The organism is Flavobacterium mekongense (assembly GCF_047038255.1).
Lineage (GTDB): Bacteria > Bacteroidota > Bacteroidia > Flavobacteriales > Flavobacteriaceae > Flavobacterium > Flavobacterium mekongense.
In genome coordinates this window covers 1190862-1216832 of record NZ_CP174374.1, presented here as the reverse complement: position 1 = coordinate 1216832, position 25971 = coordinate 1190862, and the positions used below count along the sequence as shown (strand labels likewise).

Genomic DNA, 25971 nt, shown 5'->3' with positions numbered 1-25971 from the left:
TTTATTTCAGTTTTTCGTTGTTGTGGTGGCGATCATGGTCGCGTTGGGTTTTCAAGTCCATCTTTTTATCAAAGGCCGCTTGCAGGTCGACTCCTGTTTGGTTGGCCAAGCACAAAACCACAAAAACAACATCGGCTAGTTCTTCGCCCAAATCTTTGTTCTTGTCGCTTTCTTTTTCCGATTGTTCTCCGTAACGACGGGCGATGATTCGAGCTACTTCACCCACTTCTTCGGTGAGTTGTGCCATATTAGTCAGCTCATTAAAATAGCGAACACCGTGGTTTTTAATCCAATTATCGACTTCGAGCTGGGCGTTTTTAATATCCATATTATCCTTTCTTTAAAACAATTTTTTCGGTTTGTTTGTTGACTAATTCTTTGAAAAAGGCTTTTAAAGCGTCATAATATTCAGAACCTATTATTGCACTGTTGATATCAATGGTGTAATTGAGCTGAACTACTTTTTCAGTATTTGTAATATTGTATTTAAAATTAGCCAATCCTTCCGGCATAGAAACAGCTTTAGGTTGTGGCAACGTTTCAACAATGTAGCCTTCCGGAATATTCAGGGCAACATTAAATTTATTTTGATTTGGAAATATAAAATCCACCGGATACTCTCTGACTTCCTGATTGAATGGGTTTTTTTGAATCGCAAAGAAGAGAAAGGGAGAAACGTAGATTTTATCTCCAATAATTTCAACTGAATTATTCGATGTAAAATTATAATTTTCCACGATTGGTTTTGACAAATCTCTTTCATTTTGAACATCGTATTCACTTACTTCCAAGCCTTGATGTGATTTTTCGAGTTTTTCCATATGACTTTCCTTTGAAATACCGTCATTATTGACTCTGAAAATAAAGGCATTGTAATCAAAATATTGGTTCCTGATTTTTCCAACTACATTGCCTTCTGAATCAAGCGAGCATATTATGTTTGTTACTTCCTTAGAATTGAATTTTGGCATTAAATTAATTTGCACAGAGCTTTCATTACTTCTGATAATTCTTCCAAACCAATTTAAATCGTGTACCGGTAAAATATTGGGCAAAGAAAACTTATTTGTGGCATCCAGTAAAGCAACGCTTTCTTGTGATTCTACCGCTGTAATTACGTAATTGAAAGCTGACTGACTAGGATAAAGAGAGATTCCATTATCTCGTGTACTTAGTAAAACAGGATTAGCTTCAATGCCGGCATATCTTAACATTGCCGTTAACATTAGATTGATTTCGGCTACATTTCCTTTTTTTTCCTGATAGGCTTTCTTCACCCCATCAATACAAGCTATTCCGGAATATTCATTCCAGTTCATTCGCGCTTTGACGTAATTAAAAATCACAGCAATTCGCTCTTCCCTTGCACTGACTTGGCTTAATATTGCATCCAAATCTTTTTCAAAATAGCCCGTTTTTTTTAATTCATCTCCAAAATACTCACTGTTATAAATTTTTCTGGTAACACTTTCCCAATCTGTTGCATAAGCTTCAATCGGACTATTGGGATAACGAGTCATTGCTCTTTCATGCTGTATTGAAGCCTTGTAGTTATCTATGTTATTGGTATAAGCTTCCAGTTTAAGAGCCGGAACATTGATTAATTTATACTTTACAGTTTCTTCTTTGAACTCTAAACTGGTCTTTATTCTTTGAGGAGTTCCCGTATTTAAGCCGGGAACAAATTTTTCAGTGTAAGTATAATCTATTTGTCTTTGCTTTGAATCTTTAGTAATCACTGGAATTTGAAACCCTTTGAAATGGGTGTTATAAACAAAATACTCCGGAATTTGGGTAGTATACTCTGTGTAATTAACCGGTATTGTTTTTTGAAATTCCCATTCTGGAAAATTGGAAAAGAAAGGCGAGGTTATAGTGACTTTATATTCTATAATAGAGCCTTCTCTAACATTAGGCATGGTTATCTTCTTTCTCGACCAAAATTTATTGGATTGCTCTATAAACTCTCCATCACTGCTAAGCTTGGTTTTTTCGATTTTACCATTGACTAAGTTATAAGTTGCGGCCTTTGTGAAAATCACTTTTTCTTGACCACTCCCTCCTACATAATACCTTTCAGTATGGTTGGCATATCGATATCCTTCTTTTTTATAAATTTTTATTTTGGTTATAATTTCAGTCACTATAGAAAAACCGTCATCTCCTGAATATTCAAAATGGGTTTTACCGATGTTAAATAAAACTGCTGCTGATGCAGAGGTATCGGTAGGGAAAACTTTTTCATTTAATTCTGCAACTGTAACTTCGCCCAATTCTCTTTTTTGAGCTGTGACCAAAATGTTTATAAACAATAAAGATATAATGATTAATTTTTTCATATGACTAAATTTTGGCAATGACTATTTTAGAATTGTCACTTTTAGCAACTGTCTCTCTGAACTTTCGATAATTTTCATATTTAGATTTGTCATAGAAACCTTTTTTGATTATTAATTTCCTTTTACAAAGTACTTTTTTATTCTCTAACTGCAGAAATTCTATGGTATAACTTCCAAATTCATTGTCAAGTTTTACCCCATTAGGTTTAGCTTCAATTATAAAGCCTTCTGGCAGATTAACCTCGATTTCGGACTCATCGGTGTAGCCTGTTGTTATTTGAAAGGAAAACTCTCTAACTCTAGATTTGTTAGGCACAAATGAATTTTGATCAAAAGCATTCAAAACAAATAATAGTTTCCCATTTGAATTTTGTGCATATGCTTCAGCCTCTAACTCCAAGTCTTCAATAAATTCAATATCTTGAGAGTTGTTGTGATGTGTAATTTTTTTTACAGTTAAATTATTTATGTTACTGAACTCCTCTTTGTAAGCTTTTATTTGATTCTCACGACTACTTCTTTCTCTATTAAAATAACTATCATATTGCAATCCTTTTGAAATCATTTTCACTTTACCTACAAAATTTCCCTCAGCTGTAATTGTGTAATTACCTCTTATTGTCCTAACATTATCGGTTTCAGTAAAAGTCTGAGTTTTCACTATTTCCCCTCCTTCAGGTTTAATCAACAAAACATTTCTGTCATCGGTAAAATCGCCTTGAAAACCAAATGGCTGAACTTGGCTGGTACATTCTAACCAAACCAATCCATTTTCAGTAGGCAAAGTCAATATTGCATGATTTCCTTGCACTGAAACAATTTCATCATTGATGTCTTCTTTGTTATCTGCATCAGCATACACCAAAGTAAAATAAGAAGGAACACCAACAACTTTTAACAATGAGCGTGTATAGTTCGTCAAAGCCTTACAATCTCCATAACCTAATTTATCAACCTCTTTTGCCAACATGGGTTTCCAACCACTAATTCCGACTTGAATACTAACGTAACGTGTTTTCTCCTGAACAAACTTATAAACAATTTTAGCAATTTCTACAGGTCGTTTCTCAGTTCCTATCAACTGTTTTATCTTTAGTTGTGTTGCTTCAGGAATTTCTTCTGTATCGGCTAATAATGATTCATAGTACCATTTTCCGAATTCTTTCCAATTAGTTGCTTTTCCAACGACATTTTCCAAAGAAAATTTTTCTAATGAAAAGAAGACCAAAGGAAATATTTTAGTAAAACTCGGGCTAAGTTCTTCTCTTTTTTTTGCAATTAAATTTTTGGCTGAATAACTCACAGAAATTGGAGTTTCTTTTACCTCAATAGCATACCGATTTGAAAAATTAGCTTCCTTCCTTTTGAGTGCTAATTCTGGCTTGAATGCAATACTAAAAACGGTTTTCTCAACGCTTTCAAGGTAATTTTCAATGGGAACCCAAGGCTGAATAAAAGCGGTATTAGACGTTTCTACTTGAGATTCAAAAACGATTGTAAACGGATAACTTGTTGGTGTATACTCAAGATATAAGGCCCTATTATCATTAAAGATAGAAACACCATCAGCAACACTAACATCTTTAAAATCTTTTCTTTTGTAAGATTTTAATTCTTTGCCGAAAACATCATAAGCAACAGCTTCTATCTTGGTAATTCTTCTATTCTTATCATGATATTCCGAAAGATCCAAACTTTTCAATCCCAATTCATTCAAAACCGTTGTAACTACTTTGGTATTAATAAACATTTCATTTTGAGATGGAATATTGATGGAAACTTCACGCAACCTAACCACAGCATTGGCATTTAACTTTAAACTATCGGGAATAATCAGACTGGCGTATTCTAACTTTTGAGCACCTGCCGAAAGGGAAAAAAAGAGAAAGAAAATAGAGAAAATACTGACTTTCATTAATCGTAAATTTTCCCAAATATAAAAAAATTATGATTTTATTTATAATCTTATTCTTTATTTTTTGTGTCAATAATAATCGTAACCGGTCCGTCGTTTAACAAACTAACTTTCATATCGGCACCAAACTTTCCGGTTTGGACTTTTTTGCCCAACTCGGTTTCCATTTGCGCTATAAAACGCTCGTATAACGGAATAGCGATTTCAGGTTTGGAAGCTTTGATGTAAGAAGGTCGATTGCCTTTTTTAGTCAAGGCGTGAAGGGTAAACTGACTCACAATAATCATGTCGCCTGCAATATCTTTAAGTGACAAATTCATGATACCGTTTTCGTCACCAAAGATTCTAAGATTAGCAATTTTAGAGCTCAACCAATCAATATCTTCTTGATTATCGGAATCTTCAAAACCAACTAAAATCAATAAACCGTTTTGGATATCGGCTACTTTTTTGCCTTCTATGGTTACAGAAGCTTGAGAAACTCTTTGGATGACAGACCTCATAACTTATGATTTTCGTGTTTCATCACTGGCGATTCTGTCATCGTTGTAAATGTCGGAGCGGTAATGTTCGTCATCGCCTTCCAATATTTTCAGGTAGCTGTTGTAGCGCGACCAGGCAATTTTGTCTTCTTCCAATGCTTTCTTAACGGCACAATGCGGTTCTTCTTTGTGCAAACAGTTGTTGAATTTGCATTGGTCTTTCAATCGGAAAAACTCGGGAAAGTAATCGCTGATTTCGGTCGGTTCCATATCCACAATTCCGAAACCTTTAATCCCGGGCGTATCGATGATTTTGGCGCCGAAAGACAAATCATACATCTCGGCAAACGTAGTGGTGTGTTGGCCTTGCATACTTTGCTCTGAGATGTGTTTGGTTCTCAAATTGAGCTCCGGTTCTAAGGCATTGACTAAGGTTGATTTTCCCACACCCGAATGCCCGGAAAACATGCTCACTTTACCTTTCATCAGGTCTTTCAGCGTTTCAATTCCTTTGCCGTTAACGGCGGAAACTCGTATACATTGATAGCCTATTTCGGAATAAATGTGTTGCAAATACAATTGTTCATCCAACATGGCATCATCAAAAGTATCAATTTTATTAAAAACCAATACGGCTTCTATGCCATAAGCTTCGGCGGTAACTAAAAAGCGATCGATAAAACTGGTAGTAGTGGGCGGATTATTAATCGTTATTAGTAAAAAAACCACATCAATATTAGCGGCAATGATGTGCGTTTGCTTGGAAAGATTAACCGATTTTCGAACGATGTAATTCTTCCTATCATGAATGTGATGAATCAAACCAATGGTTTCATCGGTAGAATTGTCTAATTCAAAATCAACTACATCGCCCACGGCAATAGGATTGGTACTTTTGATGCCTTTGATGCGAAATTTTCCTTTAATACGACACTCAAAAACCTGTTGGTCTTCGGTTCTTACCGTATAGGAACTTCCGGTCGATTTATAAATTAGTCCTGTCATTGTTTGGAATTACAAAGTACAAAGGTAGAAAAAATGAAGCCTATTTTATTTAAAAACAAAAGGCTGTGAAAATTTCACAGCCTTTTGGATTAATCTTCTAAGATCATTCTGCCTAACTTATCCAATTTCTTGCGAGAAGAATAAATGATAAATTCGTTTTGACTCTTACGATAATAAACGCCCGGACGAATAACCAATTCGTTTTTAACAACTTCTTCAGGGTCTTTTCGGGTAATTTGTCCTTTGCTGTCGAAAACAAAAACCGATGGCACTGCATTGTTGTAATTGCCTAAAGCTTTGATTTCTTCAATATTGGTAACGCCTTTGTTTTTCACGTTATCGTTGAAAAGCAAATTTAAAACACCGTCTTTATAAATAGGAATAGCGCCTAAGTACTCCGGTCCTTTCCCCATTTGTGCCAACGGAATAGCCATGGAAACACCAACATTGAAGCTTCCGTTTCCTCCAACAGCACTAAAAGCAAAAGACATGGTAGTTACCGTAGCCGATTGTTCTTTCGGCAATACATTACTCCAATCTAATGAACCATCAGGTTTTAGACAAGTCACGATAATTTCGTTTTTAGTGTAAGTCACCGGTGTAAAGGCCAACGGACCAATTCCGGAACTCTGACCCACATACACAAACTGCAATTCAGACAGCACTATAATGCCGCCATCGTTTTTCTCGATTAAAGTAGTGATGCTGTACAATGGTTTTAAATCTTTACCTTTTTTGGCTCTTCTTTCACCCAACAATTTTACTTTGGTGGCATAATCAAACTCGTTGAATTTTAAGTTATCATTGGTATTGGTAGCCAAATTGATGGTAGCATTGTAAACCCCTTTCAACTCTTTGTTGGCTTTACCATTTTCGCGAACACTGGAGTAAAATCCAACCAACTGCAAGGTGTTTTTATTGGTAGACATCATTTTACAATTGATGATTTCTTTGCCTTTGATGTTGATGTCAATCACTTCTTTCTTATAGTTATTGGCTCTTTTGAAAGCGTGAATTTGGAATTTCTCGATTTGCTCTTTCTTTTTAGAATCGCGGTAGCTTTCATTGATAACCAAGAAAACATCGTCTTGAAAATTCAATTCAAAATCCGAAATTGTAAACTCATAATCCTTTTTGCTATCGTCGAAATTTACTTTTTCTTCACTGGAAAATAAGGTAGCCAATTTATCATCAAACAACTTTACTTCGTATTTGATGGCATCTTCTTTTGGAAAACGTGACGTATGCATGATTAACAAAGCGCCTTCATCGGTAGATTGTTTGAAATAAAATCCACCACGCTCTGATTTTTTAGCTACTTCAGAATTGAATAAGGTAGTGGTTGTTTTACTAATGATGCCTTTTTCTGAAATTTCGGCACCGATTAAATTGAAGATTTTTTCTTTTTTATTGTACACACTTCCGATGGCATACAAGGTGTTGTTGAGTAAAAAAACATCTTCAAAATCAACTTCTTTATCACTGATTTGCGGAATTACAATAGGATTAGAAGAGAGTAATTTCATGGTTTTAGAATCGAAAATCTTCAAGAAATAATCTTCTTTTTCTTTGAAGCCGAGTGCATAAATTTTGTTCCCCGTTTCTCCGATGATTTTTACGATTTTTTGTTTGTCCTCCGGCAATTCTTCGCCATAAGTTACGCTGATTTTATCTATCTTGTTTTGTGCATTCAAGCTTATGCAACTGCAAACAAAAAAGACAAAACCTAAAAAGGTTTTTTTCATTTTGGTTGTTTTTAAATTAAATAGGTTGTTTTTATTGCGGCGCAATAATACAAAAAAAACCTACCAAAATGTTGATAGGTTTTATTTTTAAATAATTGAGTTATTAACTATTAATGATTTTTTCCTGATGCGTTATGCTTTCCTGGTGAATGGCTTTGAAGATTTTCAGAATAAACTCTTCACTTAAGCCTTTTTCTTCTCCGTCCAAAATCATTTTACCTAATATTTCGTTCCAGCGTTTGTTTTGCAAAACGGCTACATTCTTCTCTTTTTTCAGGGCTCCGATTTTGTCGGCTACTTTCATTCTTTTGCCTAAAATCTCCAACAGTTTTCGGTCGTACTCATCAATATCCACACGGAATCTGGACAAACGACTGTTGTAATCATCGGCATCATCCGTTTCTTTTCTGATTCTTAAATCGAGGAAAATTTGTTTTAAAACCGTTGGCGTAACTTGCTGAGCGGCATCACTCCAAGCATTATCGGGATCGATATGGGTTTCGATAATCAAACCGTCGTAATTTAAATCGAGCGCTTGTTGCGACACTTCTTGTATCATGTTACGCTTACCGGTAATGTGCGACGGATCGCAAATCAGCGGTAAATCGGGGAAACGATTCTGCAACTCGATGGCCAATTGCCATTCGGGTATGTTTCGGTATTTGGTTTTTTCGTAAGTCGAAAACCCTCGATGAATCACGCCTAATTTTTTGATACCGGCATTGTACAATCGTTCTACGCCGCCTATCCACAAAGCCAAATCAGGATTTACCGGATTTTTGAGCAGTACAATTTTATCCGTACCGGCCAAAGCATCGGCGATTTCCTGAACAGCAAAAGGATTTACGGTGGTTCTGGCGCCAATCCACAACACATCAATATCATGTTCCAGGGCTAACTTTACATGAGCGGCATTAGCAACTTCGGTAGCCATCAACAAACCGGTTTCGGCTTTGGCTTTTTGCAACCATTTCAAACCGATGGCGCCCACACCTTCAAATCCCCCGGGACGTGTGCGTGGTTTCCAAATTCCGGCGCGGTATATCGACACATCTGAGTTTTTTAGTTCGTGGGCAATTTTCAATACTTGTTGTTCTGTTTCCGCACTACAAGGTCCGGCAATCACCAAAGGATGAGTTAAGTTAAAATCATCCAACCATTTTCTATTCTCTGCTGTAATATTCATAGCTGTTTTTCTACTGTAAAATTAGTGTCTTTTCTTTTAAAATCGGTCAATTGCTTCCTGAATTTTTGCTTCGGTAACGCATAGCGAAAAGCGAATATAGCCTTCACCGTTGCTCCCGAAAATACTGCCCGGCGTGATAAAAATGTGTTTGTCGAGCAATACCTTATCGATAAACTTTTCTGCTGAAATCCCTTCGGGTAATTTGGCCCAAACGAACATCCCAACACTGTTTTTGTCGAAAGTGCACTCCAGCTTTTCGGCCAACTCAAACAACAACTGACGGCGTTTGTAGTACACTTCGTTTTGCTTGCGAAACCAATCGTTTCCCAGTTTGAGCGCTTCGACTGCGCCTTTTTGAATGCCGTAAAACATACCGCTGTCCATGTTGCTTTTCACTTTTAAAACGGCTTCAATCAGATTAGCCTTGCCTAAAATCATCCCTACGCGCCAACCGGCCATGTTGTAGGTTTTGGAGAGCGAATTGAGTTCCAAAGCCACGTCTTTAGCGCCTTTTACTTGTAAAATCGATAAAGGCTTATCGTTTAAAACAAAGCTGTACGGATTGTCATTAACAATTAAAATTTGGTGTTTTATGCCGAAAGCAATCAGCCTTTCAAACAACGCTAAAGTTCCGTTCGCTCCGGTGGGCATGTGCGGATACGAAACCCACATCAACTTAACTTTAGACAAATCCATTTGTTCCAAAGCCTCAAAATCGGGTTGCCAATTGGTGGCGGCTGTTAAATCGTAATAAACGGCTTTGGCCTGAACCAATTCGGTTACCGAAGCATAGGTTGGATACCCCGGATTGGGAATCAGCACTTCATCGCCTTCATTTAAAAAAGCCAAGGAAATATGCATGATACCTTCTTTAGAGCCCATTAACGGTAAAATTTCAGTGTTCGGATCTAAAGTCACACCAAATTGTTTGGTATAGAAATCGGCCATGCCTTGTCTCAATTCCGGCAATCCTTGATAGCTTTGGTACTCGTGTGCTTTAGCATCGTTCATCCCTTGTACCATGGCTTGTATAACGGAGGCATCCGGCGCCAAATCCGGGCTACCGATGCCCATATTGATAATCGGTTTTCCTTCGGCCACGAGCTGGCGTACTTCGCGCAATTTTTTGGAAAAATAATATTCCTGAACGCTGTTTAATCGGTGGGCTGTTGGTATCATGTTTTTTTTAATTTCTATGACAATAGCAATGTTCGATACTAATTATTGCTATTGATTTTTGATATTGTCATTGTTATTGTTTCCCCTTTTGGTATTCTCCTAAAACTTTAAAATGCGTGGTCATCAAAGCCAATATGTTTTTGGCTTTTTCATAGTGTTTGTACCTTTCAAAAATCACATCTACAAAAAAAGAATACTGAAATGGTCTGTCTATAATCGGCATGGATTGGATTTTGGTTAGGTTTAATTTGCAATTATTCATCACGTTTAAAACCGTAGCCAAACTACCGGGCGTGTCATCCAATTCGAATTTAATTGAGGCTTTGTTGATGGTTTCTTTAGGCCACTCTTTGTTGGTGGTTTTGACAATCACAAAGCGGGTTTTGTTACTTTGCACAGTGTGAATTCCCGCGGCCAGAATTTCCAAATCGTACAAGTTAGCCGCAATCGGAGCCGCCACAGCACCTATGCCTTTGAGTTGTTGTTCTTGAATACGTCGAGCAGTTTCAGCCGTATCGCCACTTTCCACCAATTTGATATGCGGATATTGACTAAAGAAAACAGCGCACTGCAATAAAGCTATAGGGTGCGAGTGCACTTCTTTGATGTCTTCAATGGTTTGACCTTTCAAGGCCATCAAATTCATGTGAATATCCAAATAATGCTCGCCGATGATGTGTAAATTGTTACGGTCAATTAAGGCATAATTCGGAATAATCGACCCGGCGATTGAATTCTCCAACGCCATGACACCCTTTTGGGAGCGATTAGCTGTCAAGCTTTTGACCAAATCGTCAAATGACATACATTCGTCTAAATCATCAACTTGCTCAAAATACTGTTGGGCCACTTGATGGTGAAAGGAGCCTTTGATGCCTTGTATCGCTATTTTTGTTTTCATAAATTCAAAAAAAAAATCCCAACTCTCGTTGGGATTTCTATTACTGTTACTTGACTCTTTTATTTTTTTACATAACACAATACCAATCCCTTTTTCTGCCCGAAGAAGAAATAAAAGAAATAGGTATAAAAAGTGTTAAATTGTCTCATAGTGCTGATTGACTTTGGCTAATTTAGAAAAATAAACCTTAGCTTTTACAGAAACATCGCAAAAAATCTACGGAAACGTTTTCGCTACATCATAAAAGCGGCAATTTTTCGTTATCCTTTTATTAATTATTACATTTGCTCCAAATAGTTCGTTTATGTCGATAGAAGTTCAAAACATCTCCAAAAGTTACGGTGCTCAAAAAGCGCTGGACAAGGTTTCATTCTCGGTAAAAAAAGGAGAAATTGTTGGCTTTTTAGGTCCGAATGGCGCCGGAAAATCAACTTTAATGAAAATTTTAACGACTTACCTCAACGCCGATGAAGGTGTGGCTAAAGTTAACGGCAACGATGTTAACGAAGCCCAAATCGAGGTACAACGATCGGTAGGCTATTTACCCGAACACAATCCGTTGTACTTGGACTTATACATAAGAGAGTACTTGGCTTTTAATGCCGATGTTTATAAAGTTGCCAAATCGCGCATTGAAGAAGTAATCGAATTAACCGGTTTGACCGCGGAAAGCCATAAAAAAATCGGACAGTTGTCTAAAGGATATCGTCAAAGGGTAGGCTTGGCCACAGCGCTGTTGCACAATCCGGAAGTCTTAATTTTAGATGAACCTACAACCGGTTTAGATCCGAACCAATTGGTAGAAATCAGAAATGTGATTAAAAACGTCGGAAAAGACAAAACCGTTTTTCTTTCCACACATATTATGCAGGAAGTAGAAGCGATTTGTGACCGTGTCATTATTATCAATCAAGGTAAAATTGTAACCGATAAAAAACTGGACAAATTAGTAGCTGAAGAAAAAGAGCAAATCATTGAAGTCGAATTTGACAAAGCAATTACTAACGAAACACTGGCCGCTTTAGCCAACCTTAAAACGTACCAAAACAATGGCGACAACCTTTGGTTACTAACCTTTAGTACCGAAGAAGACATGCGTCCGACCATCTTTGATTTTGCGCAAGCCAATGGATTGAAAACGCTGCAAATTAGTTTGAAGAGTAAAAACTTAGAACAGATATTCAGAGAGAAGACTAAGAAGAAATAGTATTAGTATTCTTAAGGATAAAGCACATTTCCCTGATATAATTCTTCTACATCAACCAACGGCGGCACATTTTTAAGAATGATGTTTCCGGTGCTGTTCATGGTTCCTATAATGCTTTGGATTGGCTTTACAATCATGTCGTTAGAGCCGCGATGATATACTTTTACATTTTGTGCCGTTAAACTTTCGGCTTCTATTCTGCCATCACCAAAATAAAAATTGAACAATGCTTCATCGGTCTGACCGGAAATAAAATACCTTGACACATTGTTATTTTCAACAACTAATTGGCTGTTGTTAACCTCAATATAAAAATCTCCTGTACCGGCACCGCTTTCACCGTCTCCGTCTTTATCCAAAGCTTTTAATCTTAAAATCGGAAAAGTCAGCACTCCATTAGAACTAATATTTCTGTCTGTTTTTGAATATACCTCTTCCAAGGTTGGTGTAGTGACTAAAATCTTGGTCATGCCGTAAGCGCGAACCCAATTGCAACTGGCTTCATCTTTAAAAATCAATCGGTCACCGTTTTGAATCACTTCCACATTATTGATAAAGTTTTCACCCGCCACAATTTCAACCTTGTAATCAGTACCTTGCGTAATAACCACTTCAATCCCGCGATACACTTTTATCTTTTTGAAAGGTTGCACCGGAACTTCTTTGGTAACAATTGCACCGCTGCTCTCCACGCAGTCACCGGGCTTTTCACAAGCCATCAGCAGCAAAAAAGCAACAACTAATAAACTGATATTTTTCATAACTGTCATTTATAATCTGTATCCAATTCCAAACTCTAGGGCTTCCGCCAAAAACAAATGGGTTTTAATGGTAAACCCCCCGAATATTTTATCTGTAAAATAATATTTAATCCCTACCCTGTCGTAAATGGGAATGTCTTTTTTAAAAGGTTGATAGGCATAATAACCTACTTGTGCTTCTAAGGAAATCCGATTGATGAGCAACTCATGCCCAACAAAAATTCCGATTCGTTTGTAATCGGTATTCGCACTGATATTGTCCTCCGGATAAGCCACCGAATAATACTTAATGTATTCCTGAATAGATTTCGTCAAAAATAATTCGGCACCCAATTGCAAAGCGGATTTGCGGTTTAAACGTTTATCAGCATAAAATCCGATATGGTAAAACGGAAATTGTCCGCTATTAATAATCGGATTTTCATTAATACCACTACGTACAACAAAATTATAATGAATCGGTTGTTTATAAGATTTTGCAACTGTCGTAGTATCGGGTTTACGGACAAAATCTTCTGAAAAATTATAATTCAAACCCACATTTAATACATAGGTGTTGATCCCGCTATTAGGCGATTTCATTCTTCCGTTAGAATAATGGGTAAACAAAATCCCGGCGTGAAAGCCAATATTTTTAAACAAGTTCTGGTTGTCGTATGCCAAACCAATATTGGTGTTGCCCATAAACTTACTCCCAAAAGCCTTGTTTTTACTGTTGTCCACCTTGTCGTATGGATTCGTCGTAAACGCAATCCCTTGGGAAAGCTTTAGTTGCAAATGGCGGTTCCAAAAATAAAAATTGTAAAGCGCTCCAACGGCATAGTTTTGTCCGAGTGGCTGACTGTTAAAATCTTGATACAAAAAGTAAGCGCCGTAATCGGGAAAATTATAAGCTTGGTGCCATTCTTTTGACCCATCGGTTCTGTTTACTAAAGACAGCATCACACCTTGCGGATGACCGTTAACCAAATGGTACATGTCTTCGGTGTGCGGTAAAGCATTGCCCCGTAAAATGGAAGCTTCGAGTGATAAAGCGTTCGTGTTTTGCCCAAAGCCTACAAAGGAACACAGGAAAAACAGCAGGTAAATTTTTCTCATGCTGAAATTTAAAACGCACAAATATAAGCGAATCTCACCGAGATAAAATACCTCAATGCTATTTCTTGTACTGAAAATCAGTAGCGAATGGTTCGGGCACTTTTGTGGGCCTTATTCCCGCTTTTGGTGTTACATGGTAACACTGTCAATCGGGGCTAAATGGGAATGGTCTTTTGTAAAATCCGATTAAAAAACAGCTTGGGCAATCGCTTTGATATTCTCAGCTTTTCCCATCGAATAATAATGCAATACCGGAATGCCGGCCGCAACCAACTCTTTACTTTGTGCCACACACCATTCAATCCCTATTTGTTTGACTTCATCATTATCTTTCGCTTTTACCACAGCCATAATCAAATCATCCGGCAACTCCAAACTAAAGCGATGTGGAATCAAGTTCAACTGCTTCTTAGTCGCAATCGGCTTCAATCCCGGAATAATCGGGACTGTAATCCCGGCAGCGCGACATTTGTCTACAAAATCAAAGAATTTTTTATTGTCGAAAAACATTTGGGTAATAATGTAATCCGCGCCATTCTTGATTTTTTGCTTCAAGAAATGGATATCACTGTCCAAACTCGGCGCTTCCATGTGCTTCTCCGGATAACCGGCTACACCAATACAAAAGTTTGTTTTGGCCGAATTTTTTAAATCTTCATCTAAATAAATACCCTTATTCAAATTGCTAATTTGGGTTACCAACTCGCTTGCATAAGCATTCCCTTCTTTCTCAGGATGGAAATAGGTTTCGGTTTTCAAGGCATCGCCTCTTAACGCTACCACATTATCAATCCCCAAGAAATCTAAGTCAATCAGTAAGTTTTCGGTATCTTCTTTGGTAAAACCACCACACAAAATATGCGGAATCGCATCTACATTATATTTGTTCTGAATCCCTGCGCAAATCCCAACCGTCCCCGGACGTTTTTTCACAATTTTCTTTTGCAACAAACCATTCGGCAATTCTTTGTACTCATATTCCTCTCGGTGATAGGTTACATCAATAAACGGGGGATTGAATTCCATTAACGGATCAATGCTGTCAAAAATCGACTGTATGTTTTGTCCTTTCAAAGGCGGCAAAATCTCGAAAGAAAATAAAGGTTTGCCGTTGGCGTTTTCAATATGTTGGGTTACTTTCATAATTTTAAAATTGCGAGTTGCGAGTTGCGAGTTGCGAGTTTACTTTGAACCCGAAACTCGTAACACGTAACCAAATTAATCTGCTATATTCGGTGATAGCCACTTCGTGGCTACTTCTGTTGCTATTCCTCTTCGTTTGGCGTAATCTACCACTTGGTCTTCTTTGATTTTTCCGAGGCCAAAATACTTGCTCTGCGGATGGGCAAAATAATAACCCGAAACCGAGGCTGCCGGCCACATGGCCATGCTTTCGGTGAGTTTTACGCCAATGGTTTCTTCCACTTGTAAAAGTTTCCAAATGGTTGGTTTTTCCAAATGGTCCGGACAGGCAGGATAACCAGGAGCCGGACGAATGCCTTTGTATTCCTCGTTAATCAACTCCTGATTGGATAAATTTTCATCCGAGGCATAACCCCAAATGTATTGGCGGACTTTTAAGTGCAAATATTCGGCAAAGGCTTCTGCTAATCTATCGCCTAAAGCTTTCACTAGAATCGAATTGTAATCATCTAATTGCTTTTCGAATTCAGCGGCTTTTTCATCCACCCCAAAACCGGTAGTCACACAAAAACAACCGATGTAATCTTGCTTTCCACTTTCTATTGGCGCAATAAAATCGGCTAAGGCAATGTTGGGTGCGCCGACGGTTTTTTGGGATTGTTGGCGTAACGTTAAAAAGGTTGCGAGTTCCGAGTTCCGAGTTGCGGGTTCTTGATAAACTGAAATATCGTCATCATTCACTGTATTGGCAGGAAATATTCCAAGAATTCCTTTAGCGGTAAACCATTTTTCGGTTACGATTTGGTGGAGCATTTTTTGCGCATCGGCAAACAAAGCGGAAGCCTGCTCGCCAACTATATCGTCTTTCAAAATGGCCGGATATTTCCCGAACAATTCCCACGATTGGAAGAATGGTGTCCAGTCGATAAAATCAACCAGTTCCGACAATTCTACTGCAACGGTTTTGGTTCCGATAAAATTCGGTTTTACCGGTGTAAAATTGTTCCAATCCAATTGTAATTTATTTTTACGAGCGTCTTCAATCGACAAATAATTTTTATCTCGACTGCGACTCAAGTAGCCTTCGCGCAGTTTGTCGTATTCTTCTCGAACCGATTGCACATAGCTGTCTTTGGTTTCGGCTTGGAGCAAATTACTGGCTACAGTCACCGCTCGCGACGCATCGTTAACGTGAACTACAGTCGATTGGTATTCCGGGGCAATTTTCACCGCTGTGTGCGCACGCGATGTAGTAGCGCCGCCAATCATAATCGGAATTTGGATATTCAGCTTGTCCATCTCTTTGGCCAAATACACCATTTCATCGAGTGAAGGTGTAATCAATCCGCTCAAACCAATAATATCGACATTTTCTTTAACCGCCGCATCGATGATTTTTTCAGGCGGTACCATTACCCCTAAATCAATGATTTCAAAGTTGTTGCAGGCCAACACTACGGAAACAATATTTTTACCAATATCGTGTACATCGCCTTTTACGGTGGCCATCAGTACTTTCCCGGCTGAAGACGATTTGCCGTCTTTAGACGCTTCTATATAAGGCAAAAGGTAAGCCACGGCTTTCTTCATCACACGGGCAGATTTTACCACTTGTGGCAAGAACATTTTTCCGCTACCAAACAAATCGCCTACGACATTCATCCCGTTCATCAAGTGGTTTTCGATGACTTCAATCGGTTTTGCTACCAATTGACGGGCTTCTTCAACATCAATTTCTATAAACTCGTCTATTCCTTTTACTAAAGAATGGGTTATTCTTTCTTGAACCGAACCATTGCGCCATTCTTGCACTGCTTTATCATTGGTTTTGAAATCGCCTTTGAAACTTTCGGCTAAATCCAATAATCTTTCCGTGGCGTCTTCTCTTCGGTTGAGCAAAACATCTTCTACATGTTCTAACAAAACCGGATCAATCTCGTCGTAAATCTCCAACATTTCCGGATTTACAATCCCCATAGTCATGCCGTGTTTAATGGCGTGGTATAAGAAAGCCGAGTGCATGGCTTCACGCACTTTATCGTTCCCGCGAAACGAAAACGACACATTACTCACCCCGCCTGAAACGCCTGCATACGGTAGGTTTTCGCGAATCCATTTAGTCGCTCTGAAAAAGTCTAAAGCATTTAACTTGTGCTCTTCCATTCCGGTTGCTACAGGAAAAATATTCGGGTCGAAAATGATGTCTTCGGGTGGAAAATGAACTTCATTCACTAAAATATCATAACTCCTTTTACAAATATCAATGCGTCTTTGGTAGGTATCGGCCTGACCTTCTTCGTCAAATGCCATGACAATGACAGCCGCACCGTATCTTTTGATGAGTTTAGCATGATGGATGAACGCTTCCTTTCCTTCTTTTAAGGAAATGGAATTCACCACCCCTTTTCCTTGGATAACTTTCAAACCGGCTTCGATAATTTCCCATTTAGAGCTGTCAATCATCACCGGAACGCGAGCAATATCGGGTTCGGCGGCAATTAAGTTCAAGAATTTGGTCATGGCATAAACCCCATCCAACATTCCTTCGTCCATATTGACATCGATGATTTGCGCACCGCCTTCTACTTGGGCACGGGCAATATCGAGGGCCTCTTCGTATTTTTCTTCTTTGATTAAACGAAGGAATTTGCGCGAACCGGTGACATTGGTGCGCTCTCCTACGTTGATGAAATTGGATTCCGGTGTAACTATTAACGGTTCCAAACCGGATAATTTTAAGTATTTGGTTGCTTCCGCCATTATATCGTTTCTAAAATTGTTCTGGGTTTGAATTGAGCGGCTACCTCAGCAATGGCTTTGATATGTTCCGGAGTGGTACCACAACAGCCACCTATGATGTTGACTAAATTATCTTGTAAATATTCACGAATCAACGCTTGCATTTCGGCCGGTGTTTGATCGTATTGCCCAAAAGCATTGGGTAAACCGGCGTTGGGATGTGCCGAAATATTTAAAGAGGTGTTTTGCGCCAATCTTTTCAGATATGGTTTTAACTGGTCGGCACCCAAAGCACAATTGAATCCGACACTCAACAATGGAATATGTTGGATGGAAATCAAAAACGCTTCTACGGTTTGCCCGGAAAGTGTTCTTCCCGAGGCATCGGTAATGGTGCCGGAAACCATTACGGGTATGTCTAAATGTCTCTCTTCTTTAACTTCTTCTATGGCGAACAAAGCCGCTTTGGCATTGAGCGTGTCGAAGATGGTTTCTACCAAAAGTACATCACAACCGCCATCAATCAACGCTTCTACTTGTTGTTTGTAGGCGATGCGTAAATCGTCGAAAGTGACCGCTCTGAATCCCGGATCATTCACATCGGGCGACATGGAAGCCGTACGGTTGGTTGGTCCGATGGAACCGGCTACGAAACGCGGTCTGTCTGTAAACTCGTCAGCGACTTCACGAGCAATTTTGGCAGATTGATAGTTTAACTCATACACCAAATCTTCCATATGATAATCGGCCATCCCGATGGTGGTTCCCGAGAATGTATTGGTCTCTACAATATCGGCACCGGCTTGAAAATACAAGCGGTGGACTTGTTTTACCGCTTCGGGTTGGGTAATGGACAACAAATCGTTGTTGCCTTTTAGCGGATGCGGAAAATCCTTAAAGCGCTCGCCGCGGAAATCGGCTTCGGAGAAGTTGTTGCGCTGTAACATGGTTCCCATCGCACCGTCGAGAACGAGGATTCTTTCTTTGATAGCGTCTTGTATTTTTGACATATTTTTTAAATTTCACAGAGATGCACAGAGCATCCCAGAGATACACAAAGTTTATTAATTAGCCCCGATTGCAGTGGAAATCCTTTTTTGTTTTGTCCTTCGACATGGCTTCGACAGGCTCAGCCTGACATTGCTGACGACAAAACAAAAAGATTGCAACGCAAAGCGGGAAAATGGACCGCAACAACGCGCAAGCCATTCGCTCACACTTCGACAAGCTCAGTGTGACAATATCATAAAAGTATCAGGAAAGTAAGAGAGAATATCTCTGGGTTATCTTTTCTCAAATTGAGATAGAATGTAGCACCTTCTTTTGGCAAAGGGTTGCTAAGCTTTCACAGGGTCTATTCCCTCCGGCTTTCGTGATAACAAACATAATGTTAATGAACGATGCAAAGTAATGACACAGAATTCACATTTGCAAGGGTTTTGAAAAAATAAAAACCTACAACGTTGTAGTGTTGTAGGTTTTTGGGGGTTCTGCCTTGCGGCAGAGCGGTTGGTGGTTAGTTAGCGAATATGACTTTTTGGTATTTTGAATTTATACTGTTGTAGAACAATAACACCGTAGTGTATACTATAACTATCAAAGTTGTGGTATAGAGTGTTGTAATGGTTTCGTTAAAAATAAAACAGAGAATGCTGAATCGTACAAACTCAAGATGAAATATCCAACGTTTTTGCTCGAGCATGGCACCGGTAATTATTACACTAAAAACGATGAATGCCGTTAAGAGCCAAAGGTTGGGTTTTGAGATGTAATGCGAGAATAGAATAGTGATAAAAAGTACGCCTATAGTAGTCAGTGTTTTTACTTTTATGGCTCGGATTAGTTGTTTTGAATACTGAATGTGTGTTACTTTTTGAGAAAGTTTGCGTTCGAGCAAAGTTCGGATTCTCTGGTCGTGGTTATTTGGGCTTCCAAAAATGACTTTGATTTTTTGTTTAAATGTTGGCGCCAAACGAACAGCCACCATTAATTCCAGGAAATAGTGAAAATGTTGCCATAAAAAACTGTGACTCCCCAGTGATTTGGTTAAGCCGTATTTCGGTTCGGCTTTTTCTTCGGCAAATGTTCCGAAAATTTTATCCCAAATAATGAGCATGTCACCATAGTTTTTATCTAAATATTCCGGATTGCTACTGTGATGCACCCGATGATGTGAGGGCGTCACAATGATGTATTCCAGCCAACCCAATTTCCCAACGAGTTGAGTATGCGTAAAAAAAGGATACGTTCCGTGAATAAGTAACAACACCGTAATCATCTCCGCCGAAAACCCTATTATGGGTAAAATACTCCAAAACAAGCCTCGAGCGAATGCCTGAATTACTGTGATTCGAGCGGCGGCTGTATAGTTGAAATCGTCACTTTGGTGGTGCACGATATGAGCTGCCCAAAACAAGTTGATTTCGTGACCGAAGCGATGGTACCAATACCAAAGCAAATCGGTTGCCAGAAATAATAAAATCCAAGTCAACCAGTTGTTCTCAATAGTAAATACGGCCCAATTTTGGTGCAACCAAGTGAATACAAAAAAGAACGAACCGGTAGTCAGCAAATCGGTAATTCTCTCTACAATTCCCACATTGAGATTGGCTATACTTTCGTTAAATTGGTGTACTTGTTTGTTTTTTTTACGACTTATATAAAATTCCAAAAGCATAAAAAAAGTAAAAAACGGAATGGCTAAAGCGATATATTCCAGCTTCATAATGTATCTATGATTTGTTTTAAATTCGGAACATTACTTTTTTAGGAAAGCCAAATGGCTTCCTGAATTTTGATTTTCTCGGCTACTTTAAGAATGTCGGTCAAAACACCACGCGCCGTGACTTGTTTCCCGGCGCCGGCGCCCTGAATGACGATTGGCATGTCGCCATACGATTTGGTGTAAATTTCAATGAGGTTATCAGCACCTTGGAGTTGGCCGAGCGGAGAACTTTTAGGTACTGAAACCAATTTAACTTCGAGCTGTTTGGTCTTGACATTCAATTCGCCCACATACCGAAGCACGTGATTGTCTGCTTGGGTGATTTTGGCGATTTGAAACGGTTTGTCAAACAACTGTTTGTTGACTGCATAGTCGGATTTGGGATTTTTTTCATTCAGATTAGGGAGCAAAAGGGATTCGATGTTGATGTCGGTAAACTCTACTAATTGTTCAATTTCTCTGGCAAGGATGAGCAGTTTTCGAGCCACATCGTTACCGGACAAATCTTCACGGGAATCAGGTTCGGTTAAGCCGAGTTTCTCTGCGGCGAGTAAGATTTTGGAAAATGGCAATTCTTCGGCTGAAAATCGATTGAAGATGTAACTCAACGAACCTGAGAAAACACCTCTGATTTTGGTGATTTCTTCACCTGAAAAATGCAAATCATTGATGGTTTGAACAACCGGTAATCCGGCACCGACATTGGTTTCATAAAGAAAAGTTTTGTCATATTTTTTGAGGTTTCTTCTCAACTCTTTGTAGAAATCGGTGTGCAAGGTATTGGCTTTCTTGTTGGCCGCAACGATGTTAAACCCGTTTTGAATTAACGGTATATAATTTTTGATGATTTCCTCACTGGCTGTGGCGTCAACAGCAATCAGGTTTTCCAATTGTTGCTCTTGTACGTATTCGATAATATCTTCTATTCGGAAAGGAATGGCCGATTGTGCGAAGTTGGCTTCCCATTGGTTTCTCAATCCTTCTTTTTCAAAAAAAGCCAAGGTCGAGTTGGTAATGATGGGAAAGCGCAAATCGATGTTTCTTTTTTCGAGGAAGAATTTTTGACTCTCGATAACCTGGTTGATTAATGTGCTACCGACATTGCCGATACCGAAAAGGACTATATTGATTCTAAGCGCTGACATAGTTTTGTTGTTTTTGTGGATTAAAAATAGGAGCTAAAATTTGGGCTAATTGTTGGTATTCGATTAAAAAAGCGTCGTGTCCGTGAATGGATTTAATTTCGTGGTAATACACATTCGCTTTTAAGGTTTTAGCCAATTCGTACGTAGCTATGTTTTCCTCAGGAATAAAAAAGTAATCCGTATCCACTGCTACAATATGAATATTGGCTTTAATAGTTTTTACAACAAACATAAAATCATCTCTGTTTCGAGTAATATCATTAGTTTTAAGCAAATGATTCATCAATTTATAAGCCGATAGTCTGAAGCGATTTTTGAGTTTGATACCGTGATTGGCCAACCAAGTCTCGATTTGAAACACTGAAGAATCATTGAACTTGCTTCGTTGAAAACGTTGGTTAACGGATTGCGGTGTTCGATACAACAACATGGCGTGTAAGCGTGCATCGGCAATCGGGTCGTCGGAATTATTGAGAATTTGGTCTTGGATTAATACGTTGGCTATCACCCAATCTGTTGCTTTCCAATCGGTGGCAATGGGGATTAGGTTTTGAATTCGGTTAGGCAAAAGCGCTGCCATTTCCCAGGCTACTGCACCACCTAAACTACCGCCGATTACGGCAAAAACATCGGTGATATTGAAATACAACAAGCCTTCCCAAAAAATTCGGGCGACATCGCGAATGGTAAAATCTTTATAATTGGAAATCAGGTTCCCGAAATTATTGTCGTAACCGTTACCCGGAATATTGAAAGCGATAACCGTAAAATAATCTGTATCGATGGTTTTGGTTTCGCCGATTAACTCGTTCCACCAGCCGTTTTCCCCCGTAACATTAGAATTTCCGGTAAGCGCATGATTGACCACTACTATCGGAGCGGAACCGATGGGTTGTCCGAAAGTTTGGTAAAACAACGGAACATAAGGACGCTGCTTTCCGCTTTCCAATACCACATTAAACAAATCTATTTTTTCTAACTTTTTCATTTTTTTAGCTTTTTTAAAAGACTGCCTTCAACCTGAACTTTGAAGACAGTCTTAACAAACAAACAAACAAAACCTATATTTTTTCTTTAGTATTTTAAATGACCTGTTGCGGAGTTTTTACCAGGACGAATGCGGCTTTTAGGTCGGCTTTCAAATCCTCGATATTTTCCAAACCAACCGACAAACGGATTAAATCTTTGGTTACCCCTGTCGCTTCTTGTTCAGCGTCTGATAATTGTTGGTGAGTCGTACTGGCCGGGTGAATGATGAGTGATTTGGTGTCGCCGATATTGGCTAAGAGTGAGAACAGTTTGGTTTCATCAGCCACTTTTTTCGCCGCTTCGAAACCGCCTTTCAATCCGAAGGTTACGATGCCGCTTTGTCCTTCCGGTAAATATTCTTCAGCTAATGCTTTGTATTTAGAAGTTTCTAATCCCGGATAATTAACCCATGCCACTTCTTCCTGTGTTTGCAACCACTGGGCTAAAGCCAAGGCATTTTCACTGTGCTTTTTGATTCGAACTTCCAAAGTTTCCAGACCTTGAATGGTTTGGAAGGCGTTAAACGGACTTAGTGCCGCACCGAAATCGCGTAATCCTTCGATTCTGACTTTGGCAATAAATGACGCTGCGCCTAAAGCTTCGTAGTATTTTAAACCGTGGTAACCGGCTGATGGTTCAGTAAATTCAGGGAATTTTCCGTTGCTCCAATCGAAATTTCCGGCATCGATAATCACGCCTCCAAGCGATGTTCCGTTTCCGGTGATGTATTTCGTTAGCGAGTGAATGACAATGTCGGCACCGTGTTGAATTGGGTTGAGCAAATAAGGTGTCGCCACAGTATTGTCAACGATGAAAGGTACTTTAAACCCTTTGGCTTCTTTTGAAATCGATTTCAGGTCGAGTACGTCTAATTTTGGGTTACCCAAACTTTCTGCGAAAAAGGCTCTGGTATTTTCTTGGGCTGCTTTGGTAAAATTTTCCGGATTTGACGGATCGACGAAAGTGGTTGTGATGCCTAGCCTCGGCAAGGTTACGCTCAACAAATTGTACGTTCCGCCATACAAGCTGTTGGAAGCCACAATGTGATCTCCGGCTTTGAGTAATACCAGCAAGGTTGTAGCGATGGCTGAAGTTCCTGAGGCCGTAACTACGGCTCCGATGCCGCCTTCGAGTGCGGCTAAGCGTTGTTCCAAGATGTCGTTCGTAGGATTGTTCAAACGGGTGTAAATGAATCCGGCTTCGGCCAAACCGAACAGATTGGCGGCGTGGTCGGTGTTGTTGAATACATAAGACGTTGTTTGGTAAATCGGTACCGCTCTGGTTCCTGCGTTTTTGGTTACGTCGTGGCCTGCGTGTAAGGCGTTGGTGGCGAATTTTTGTGTGCTCATGATTTTAGATTTATTAGATTATTAGATATTTAGAATATTTTGATTATGTGAAAATGCCCTTCGACAAGCTCAGGGTGACAAAAAAAAAGTCCTTTTGGATGGCTTACCAAAAGGACTTCTAGAGTATAAAAATAAACTTCGATTACGTCTTTCGCTTTTGGTAACAGGGTACACGAATGCAACAACACATCATCATGTGCATCATACGACGGCGAATCATGGTATTTTGAAGAGTTGTTTTCATTTTGCTTTTTTGGTTTGCTTTTTTTGTTTTAGCCTTTCGACTGCGCTCAGGTTGACAAATTATTTTAATAAAAAAACCTCTGCGGTTGTGCAGAGGTTTGATGGTTGTATTTTAAAATTTAAAATTATGCCATAAGCGTCCTCTGCGGAGTTTTCCACATCATGCGACACATATGACAAATTGTAAAATTCATTTTTGTTGTTTTTGTATGGAGCAAACTTCTGAATGTTTTTTGACTTGACCAAATCGAATTTAAAAATTTAACATTTGAAATTTGCGGATATATATTTAAATACTACGTATTTAGATTTTTGAAAAAATCATAAAAAAAATAAAAAAAGCCAAATAGTTTTTTGTTTTCGAATTAGTCTTTATACATTTGCAACCGAAAATTGAGAGGAAAAATTTGTACTGATTGCAACCTCGTTAAAAAATGCTAAAGCAGAAACTCTCCTTTAGCTTTTACGGCAATCCCTTCTTTTTTCGCAACATTTAATATTAAACTAAAACATAGTTATGGCTTATTTATTTACGTCGGAATCCGTTAGTGAAGGACATCCGGATAAGGTTGCTGACCAAATCAGTGATGCGTTAATTGACAACTTTTTAGCTTTTGATGCCGAATCGAAAGTAGCTTGTGAAACCTTAGTTACAACCGGTCAAGTAATTTTGGCGGGAGAAGTAAAATCGAATACTTACTTGGATGTACAATCGATTGCCAGAGAAGTGATTCGCAAAATTGGTTACACCAAAAGCGAGTACATGTTTGAAGCCAATTCTTGTGGTGTTTTATCGGCTATTCACGAGCAATCGGCCGACATTAACCAAGGTGTTGACAGAGCCAGTAAAGAAGAGCAAGGTGCCGGCGACCAAGGAATGATGTTTGGTTATGCCACCAACGAAACCGAAAATTACATGCCATTGGCTTTAGATTTATCTCACGCTTTATTGATTGAGTTGGCGGCTATCCGCAGAGAAAATAATGAAATCACTTATTTGCGTCCGGACGCTAAATCACAAGTTACTTTAGAGTATTCTGACGACAACAAACCGGTTCGTATTGACGCTATCGTAATTTCTACGCAACACGATGATTTTGCGGATGAAGCTACGATGTTGGCCAAAATTAAAAGCGATTTGATTTCGATTTTGATTCCGAGGGTAAAAGCCAAATATCCGCAATACGCTCATTTGTTTAACGACGATATTACTTATCACATTAACCCAACCGGAAAATTCGTTATTGGTGGACCACACGGTGATACCGGCTTAACCGGAAGAAAAATTATTGTGGATACTTACGGTGGAAAAGGTGCTCACGGTGGTGGTGCATTCTCAGGAAAAGACCCATCTAAAGTAGACCGTTCAGCAGCCTATGCTACCCGTCATATTGCTAAAAACTTGGTAGCTGCCGGTTTGTGTGATGAGATTTTGGTACAAGTATCGTACGCGATTGGTGTGGCTAAACCAACATCAATCAACGTGAATACTTACGGTACTGCCAAAGTAAACATGACCGACGGAGAAATCAGCAAAGTAGTGGAAACCATCTTCGATATGCGTCCGTACTTTATTGAACAACGTTTGAAATTGAGAAACCCTATTTACAGTGAAACTGCGGCTTACGGTCATATGGGAAGAACTCCGGAAACCGTTACAAAAACGTTTAAATCGCCTAATGGTGAAGACAAAACAGTAACCGTAGAATTGTTTACTTGGGAGAAATTAGATTTCGTAGACAAAGTAAAAGCGGCTTTCGGATTGTAATATCAGAAACCC

Annotated in this window: 20 protein-coding genes and 1 riboswitch; of the genes, 2 read left to right on the top strand and 18 right to left on the bottom strand. The window is 39.0% G+C overall.

The window, feature by feature from the left end:
- Position 1 precedes the first annotated feature (1 nt).
- From ACJG85_RS05095 to ACJG85_RS05055, 9 genes are all read right to left on the bottom strand, one after another.
- On the bottom strand, positions 2–328 hold the full coding sequence (locus tag ACJG85_RS05095; protein WP_395632621.1) for a nucleotide pyrophosphohydrolase: 327 nt from the start codon (positions 326–328) through the stop codon (positions 2–4).
- Position 329: 1 nt separating this feature from the next.
- Positions 330–2339 (bottom strand): transglutaminase domain-containing protein, encoded by a 2010-nt coding sequence (locus ACJG85_RS05090; RefSeq protein ID WP_412477079.1) that lies wholly within the window; start codon positions 2337–2339, stop codon positions 330–332.
- A gap of 4 nt (positions 2340–2343) precedes the next feature.
- Positions 2344–4254 carry a DUF3857 domain-containing protein gene (locus ACJG85_RS05085; RefSeq protein ID WP_412477078.1) on the bottom strand — a complete coding sequence of 637 codons (1911 nt, stop codon included), beginning with the start codon at positions 4252–4254 and terminating at the stop codon, positions 2344–2346.
- A 50-nt stretch (positions 4255–4304) separates the two neighbouring features.
- Complete coding sequence (gene dtd, locus ACJG85_RS05080) at positions 4305–4757, bottom strand: D-aminoacyl-tRNA deacylase (protein ID WP_409679090.1); 453 nt, start codon at positions 4755–4757, stop codon at positions 4305–4307.
- A 3-nt stretch (positions 4758–4760) separates the two neighbouring features.
- Positions 4761–5741, bottom strand: coding sequence for a ribosome small subunit-dependent GTPase A (gene rsgA, locus ACJG85_RS05075; RefSeq protein ID WP_412465056.1), 981 nt, complete (start codon positions 5739–5741; stop codon positions 4761–4763).
- An 89-nt stretch (positions 5742–5830) separates the two neighbouring features.
- Positions 5831–7486 carry a hypothetical protein gene (locus ACJG85_RS05070; protein WP_409679084.1) on the bottom strand — a complete coding sequence of 552 codons (1656 nt, stop codon included), beginning with the start codon at positions 7484–7486 and terminating at the stop codon, positions 5831–5833.
- Between the two features lie 103 nt (positions 7487–7589).
- A complete protein-coding gene (locus ACJG85_RS05065) occupies positions 7590–8672 on the bottom strand; it encodes a chorismate mutase (RefSeq protein ID WP_412477077.1) in 1083 nt (360 codons plus the stop codon).
- A gap of 36 nt (positions 8673–8708) precedes the next feature.
- A complete protein-coding gene (locus tag ACJG85_RS05060) occupies positions 8709–9851 on the bottom strand; it encodes a pyridoxal phosphate-dependent aminotransferase (protein ID WP_412477076.1) in 1143 nt (380 codons plus the stop codon).
- A gap of 73 nt (positions 9852–9924) precedes the next feature.
- A complete protein-coding gene (locus ACJG85_RS05055; RefSeq protein ID WP_412465053.1) occupies positions 9925–10752 on the bottom strand; it encodes a prephenate dehydratase in 828 nt (275 codons plus the stop codon).
- A gap of 304 nt (positions 10753–11056) precedes the next feature.
- Between ACJG85_RS05055 and gldA the strand changes: the two genes are divergently transcribed.
- A complete protein-coding gene (gene gldA / locus ACJG85_RS05050; RefSeq protein WP_412477075.1) occupies positions 11057–11959 on the top strand; it encodes a gliding motility-associated ABC transporter ATP-binding subunit GldA in 903 nt (300 codons plus the stop codon).
- 11 nt (positions 11960–11970) lie between these two features.
- Here the strand turns inward: gldA and ACJG85_RS05045 are convergent, their stop codons facing one another.
- From ACJG85_RS05045 to ACJG85_RS05005, 9 genes are all read right to left on the bottom strand, one after another.
- Positions 11971–12720 (bottom strand): head GIN domain-containing protein, encoded by a 750-nt coding sequence (locus tag ACJG85_RS05045; protein WP_412465052.1) that lies wholly within the window; start codon positions 12718–12720, stop codon positions 11971–11973.
- A gap of 9 nt (positions 12721–12729) precedes the next feature.
- A complete protein-coding gene (locus ACJG85_RS05040) occupies positions 12730–13818 on the bottom strand; it encodes an acyloxyacyl hydrolase (RefSeq protein ID WP_412465051.1) in 1089 nt (362 codons plus the stop codon).
- Positions 13819–14004: 186 nt separating this feature from the next.
- Positions 14005–14961 carry a methylenetetrahydrofolate reductase [NAD(P)H] gene (metF, locus tag ACJG85_RS05035; RefSeq protein ID WP_290876655.1) on the bottom strand — a complete coding sequence of 319 codons (957 nt, stop codon included), beginning with the start codon at positions 14959–14961 and terminating at the stop codon, positions 14005–14007.
- 75 nt (positions 14962–15036) lie between these two features.
- A complete protein-coding gene (gene metH / locus ACJG85_RS05030; protein ID WP_412477074.1) occupies positions 15037–17721 on the bottom strand; it encodes a methionine synthase in 2685 nt (894 codons plus the stop codon).
- On the bottom strand, positions 17721–18710 hold the full coding sequence (locus ACJG85_RS05025) for a homocysteine S-methyltransferase family protein (protein ID WP_409679058.1): 990 nt from the start codon (positions 18708–18710) through the stop codon (positions 17721–17723). The genes metH and ACJG85_RS05025 overlap by 1 nt, the downstream gene beginning before the upstream one ends.
- 270 nt (positions 18711–18980) lie before the next feature.
- Positions 18981–19082, bottom strand: a riboswitch (SAM riboswitch).
- A gap of 134 nt (positions 19083–19216) precedes the next feature.
- Complete coding sequence (locus ACJG85_RS05020) at positions 19217–20425, bottom strand: sterol desaturase family protein (protein ID WP_412477073.1); 1209 nt, start codon at positions 20423–20425, stop codon at positions 19217–19219.
- Between the two features lie 41 nt (positions 20426–20466).
- Positions 20467–21570 carry an aspartate kinase gene (locus ACJG85_RS05015; protein WP_412477072.1) on the bottom strand — a complete coding sequence of 368 codons (1104 nt, stop codon included), beginning with the start codon at positions 21568–21570 and terminating at the stop codon, positions 20467–20469.
- A complete protein-coding gene (locus ACJG85_RS05010) occupies positions 21557–22558 on the bottom strand; it encodes an alpha/beta fold hydrolase (protein ID WP_412477071.1) in 1002 nt (333 codons plus the stop codon). Before ACJG85_RS05010 ends, ACJG85_RS05015 begins: the two co-directional genes overlap by 14 nt.
- A 94-nt stretch (positions 22559–22652) precedes the next feature.
- Positions 22653–23948 carry an O-acetylhomoserine aminocarboxypropyltransferase/cysteine synthase family protein gene (locus ACJG85_RS05005; RefSeq protein WP_412477070.1) on the bottom strand — a complete coding sequence of 432 codons (1296 nt, stop codon included), beginning with the start codon at positions 23946–23948 and terminating at the stop codon, positions 22653–22655.
- 760 nt (positions 23949–24708) lie between these two features.
- Here ACJG85_RS05005 and metK point away from each other — a divergent pair.
- Positions 24709–25959 carry a methionine adenosyltransferase gene (metK, locus tag ACJG85_RS05000; protein WP_409679042.1) on the top strand — a complete coding sequence of 417 codons (1251 nt, stop codon included), beginning with the start codon at positions 24709–24711 and terminating at the stop codon, positions 25957–25959.
- The last annotated feature ends 12 nt before the right edge of the window (positions 25960–25971 follow it).

Bases quoted from the DNA above. Each gene is read 5' to 3' on its own strand.
- ACJG85_RS05055 (WP_412465053.1), bottom strand. From the start codon at position 10,752: ATGAAAACAAAAATAGCGATACAAGGCATCAAAGGCTCCTTTCACCAT.
- ACJG85_RS05060 (WP_412477076.1), bottom strand. From the start codon at position 9,851: ATGATACCAACAGCCCACCGATTAAACAGCGTTCAGGAATATTATTTT.
- ACJG85_RS05025 (WP_409679058.1), bottom strand. From the start codon at position 18,710: ATGTCAAAAATACAAGACGCTATCAAAGAAAGAATCCTCGTTCTCGAC.
- ACJG85_RS05090 (WP_412477079.1), bottom strand. From the start codon at position 2,339: ATGAAAAAATTAATCATTATATCTTTATTGTTTATAAACATTTTGGTC.
- ACJG85_RS05085 (WP_412477078.1), bottom strand. From the start codon at position 4,254: ATGAAAGTCAGTATTTTCTCTATTTTCTTTCTCTTTTTTTCCCTTTCG.
- ACJG85_RS05040 (WP_412465051.1), bottom strand. From the start codon at position 13,818: ATGAGAAAAATTTACCTGCTGTTTTTCCTGTGTTCCTTTGTAGGCTTT.
- rsgA (WP_412465056.1), bottom strand. From the start codon at position 5,741: ATGACAGGACTAATTTATAAATCGACCGGAAGTTCCTATACGGTAAGA.
- ACJG85_RS05095 (WP_395632621.1), bottom strand. From the start codon at position 328: ATGGATATTAAAAACGCCCAGCTCGAAGTCGATAATTGGATTAAAAAC.
- ACJG85_RS05020 (WP_412477073.1), bottom strand. From the start codon at position 20,425: ATGAAGCTGGAATATATCGCTTTAGCCATTCCGTTTTTTACTTTTTTT.
- dtd (WP_409679090.1), bottom strand. From the start codon at position 4,757: ATGAGGTCTGTCATCCAAAGAGTTTCTCAAGCTTCTGTAACCATAGAA.
- ACJG85_RS05065 (WP_412477077.1), bottom strand. From the start codon at position 8,672: ATGAATATTACAGCAGAGAATAGAAAATGGTTGGATGATTTTAACTTA.
- ACJG85_RS05045 (WP_412465052.1), bottom strand. From the start codon at position 12,720: ATGAAAAATATCAGTTTATTAGTTGTTGCTTTTTTGCTGCTGATGGCT.
- ACJG85_RS05070 (WP_409679084.1), bottom strand. From the start codon at position 7,486: ATGAAAAAAACCTTTTTAGGTTTTGTCTTTTTTGTTTGCAGTTGCATA.
- metH (WP_412477074.1), bottom strand. From the start codon at position 17,721: ATGGCGGAAGCAACCAAATACTTAAAATTATCCGGTTTGGAACCGTTA.
- metF (WP_290876655.1), bottom strand. From the start codon at position 14,961: ATGAAAGTAACCCAACATATTGAAAACGCCAACGGCAAACCTTTATTT.
- ACJG85_RS05010 (WP_412477071.1), bottom strand. From the start codon at position 22,558: ATGAAAAAGTTAGAAAAAATAGATTTGTTTAATGTGGTATTGGAAAGC.
- metK (WP_409679042.1), top strand. From the start codon at position 24,709: ATGGCTTATTTATTTACGTCGGAATCCGTTAGTGAAGGACATCCGGAT.
- ACJG85_RS05015 (WP_412477072.1), bottom strand. From the start codon at position 21,570: ATGTCAGCGCTTAGAATCAATATAGTCCTTTTCGGTATCGGCAATGTC.
- gldA (WP_412477075.1), top strand. From the start codon at position 11,057: ATGTCGATAGAAGTTCAAAACATCTCCAAAAGTTACGGTGCTCAAAAA.
- ACJG85_RS05005 (WP_412477070.1), bottom strand. From the start codon at position 23,948: ATGAGCACACAAAAATTCGCCACCAACGCCTTACACGCAGGCCACGAC.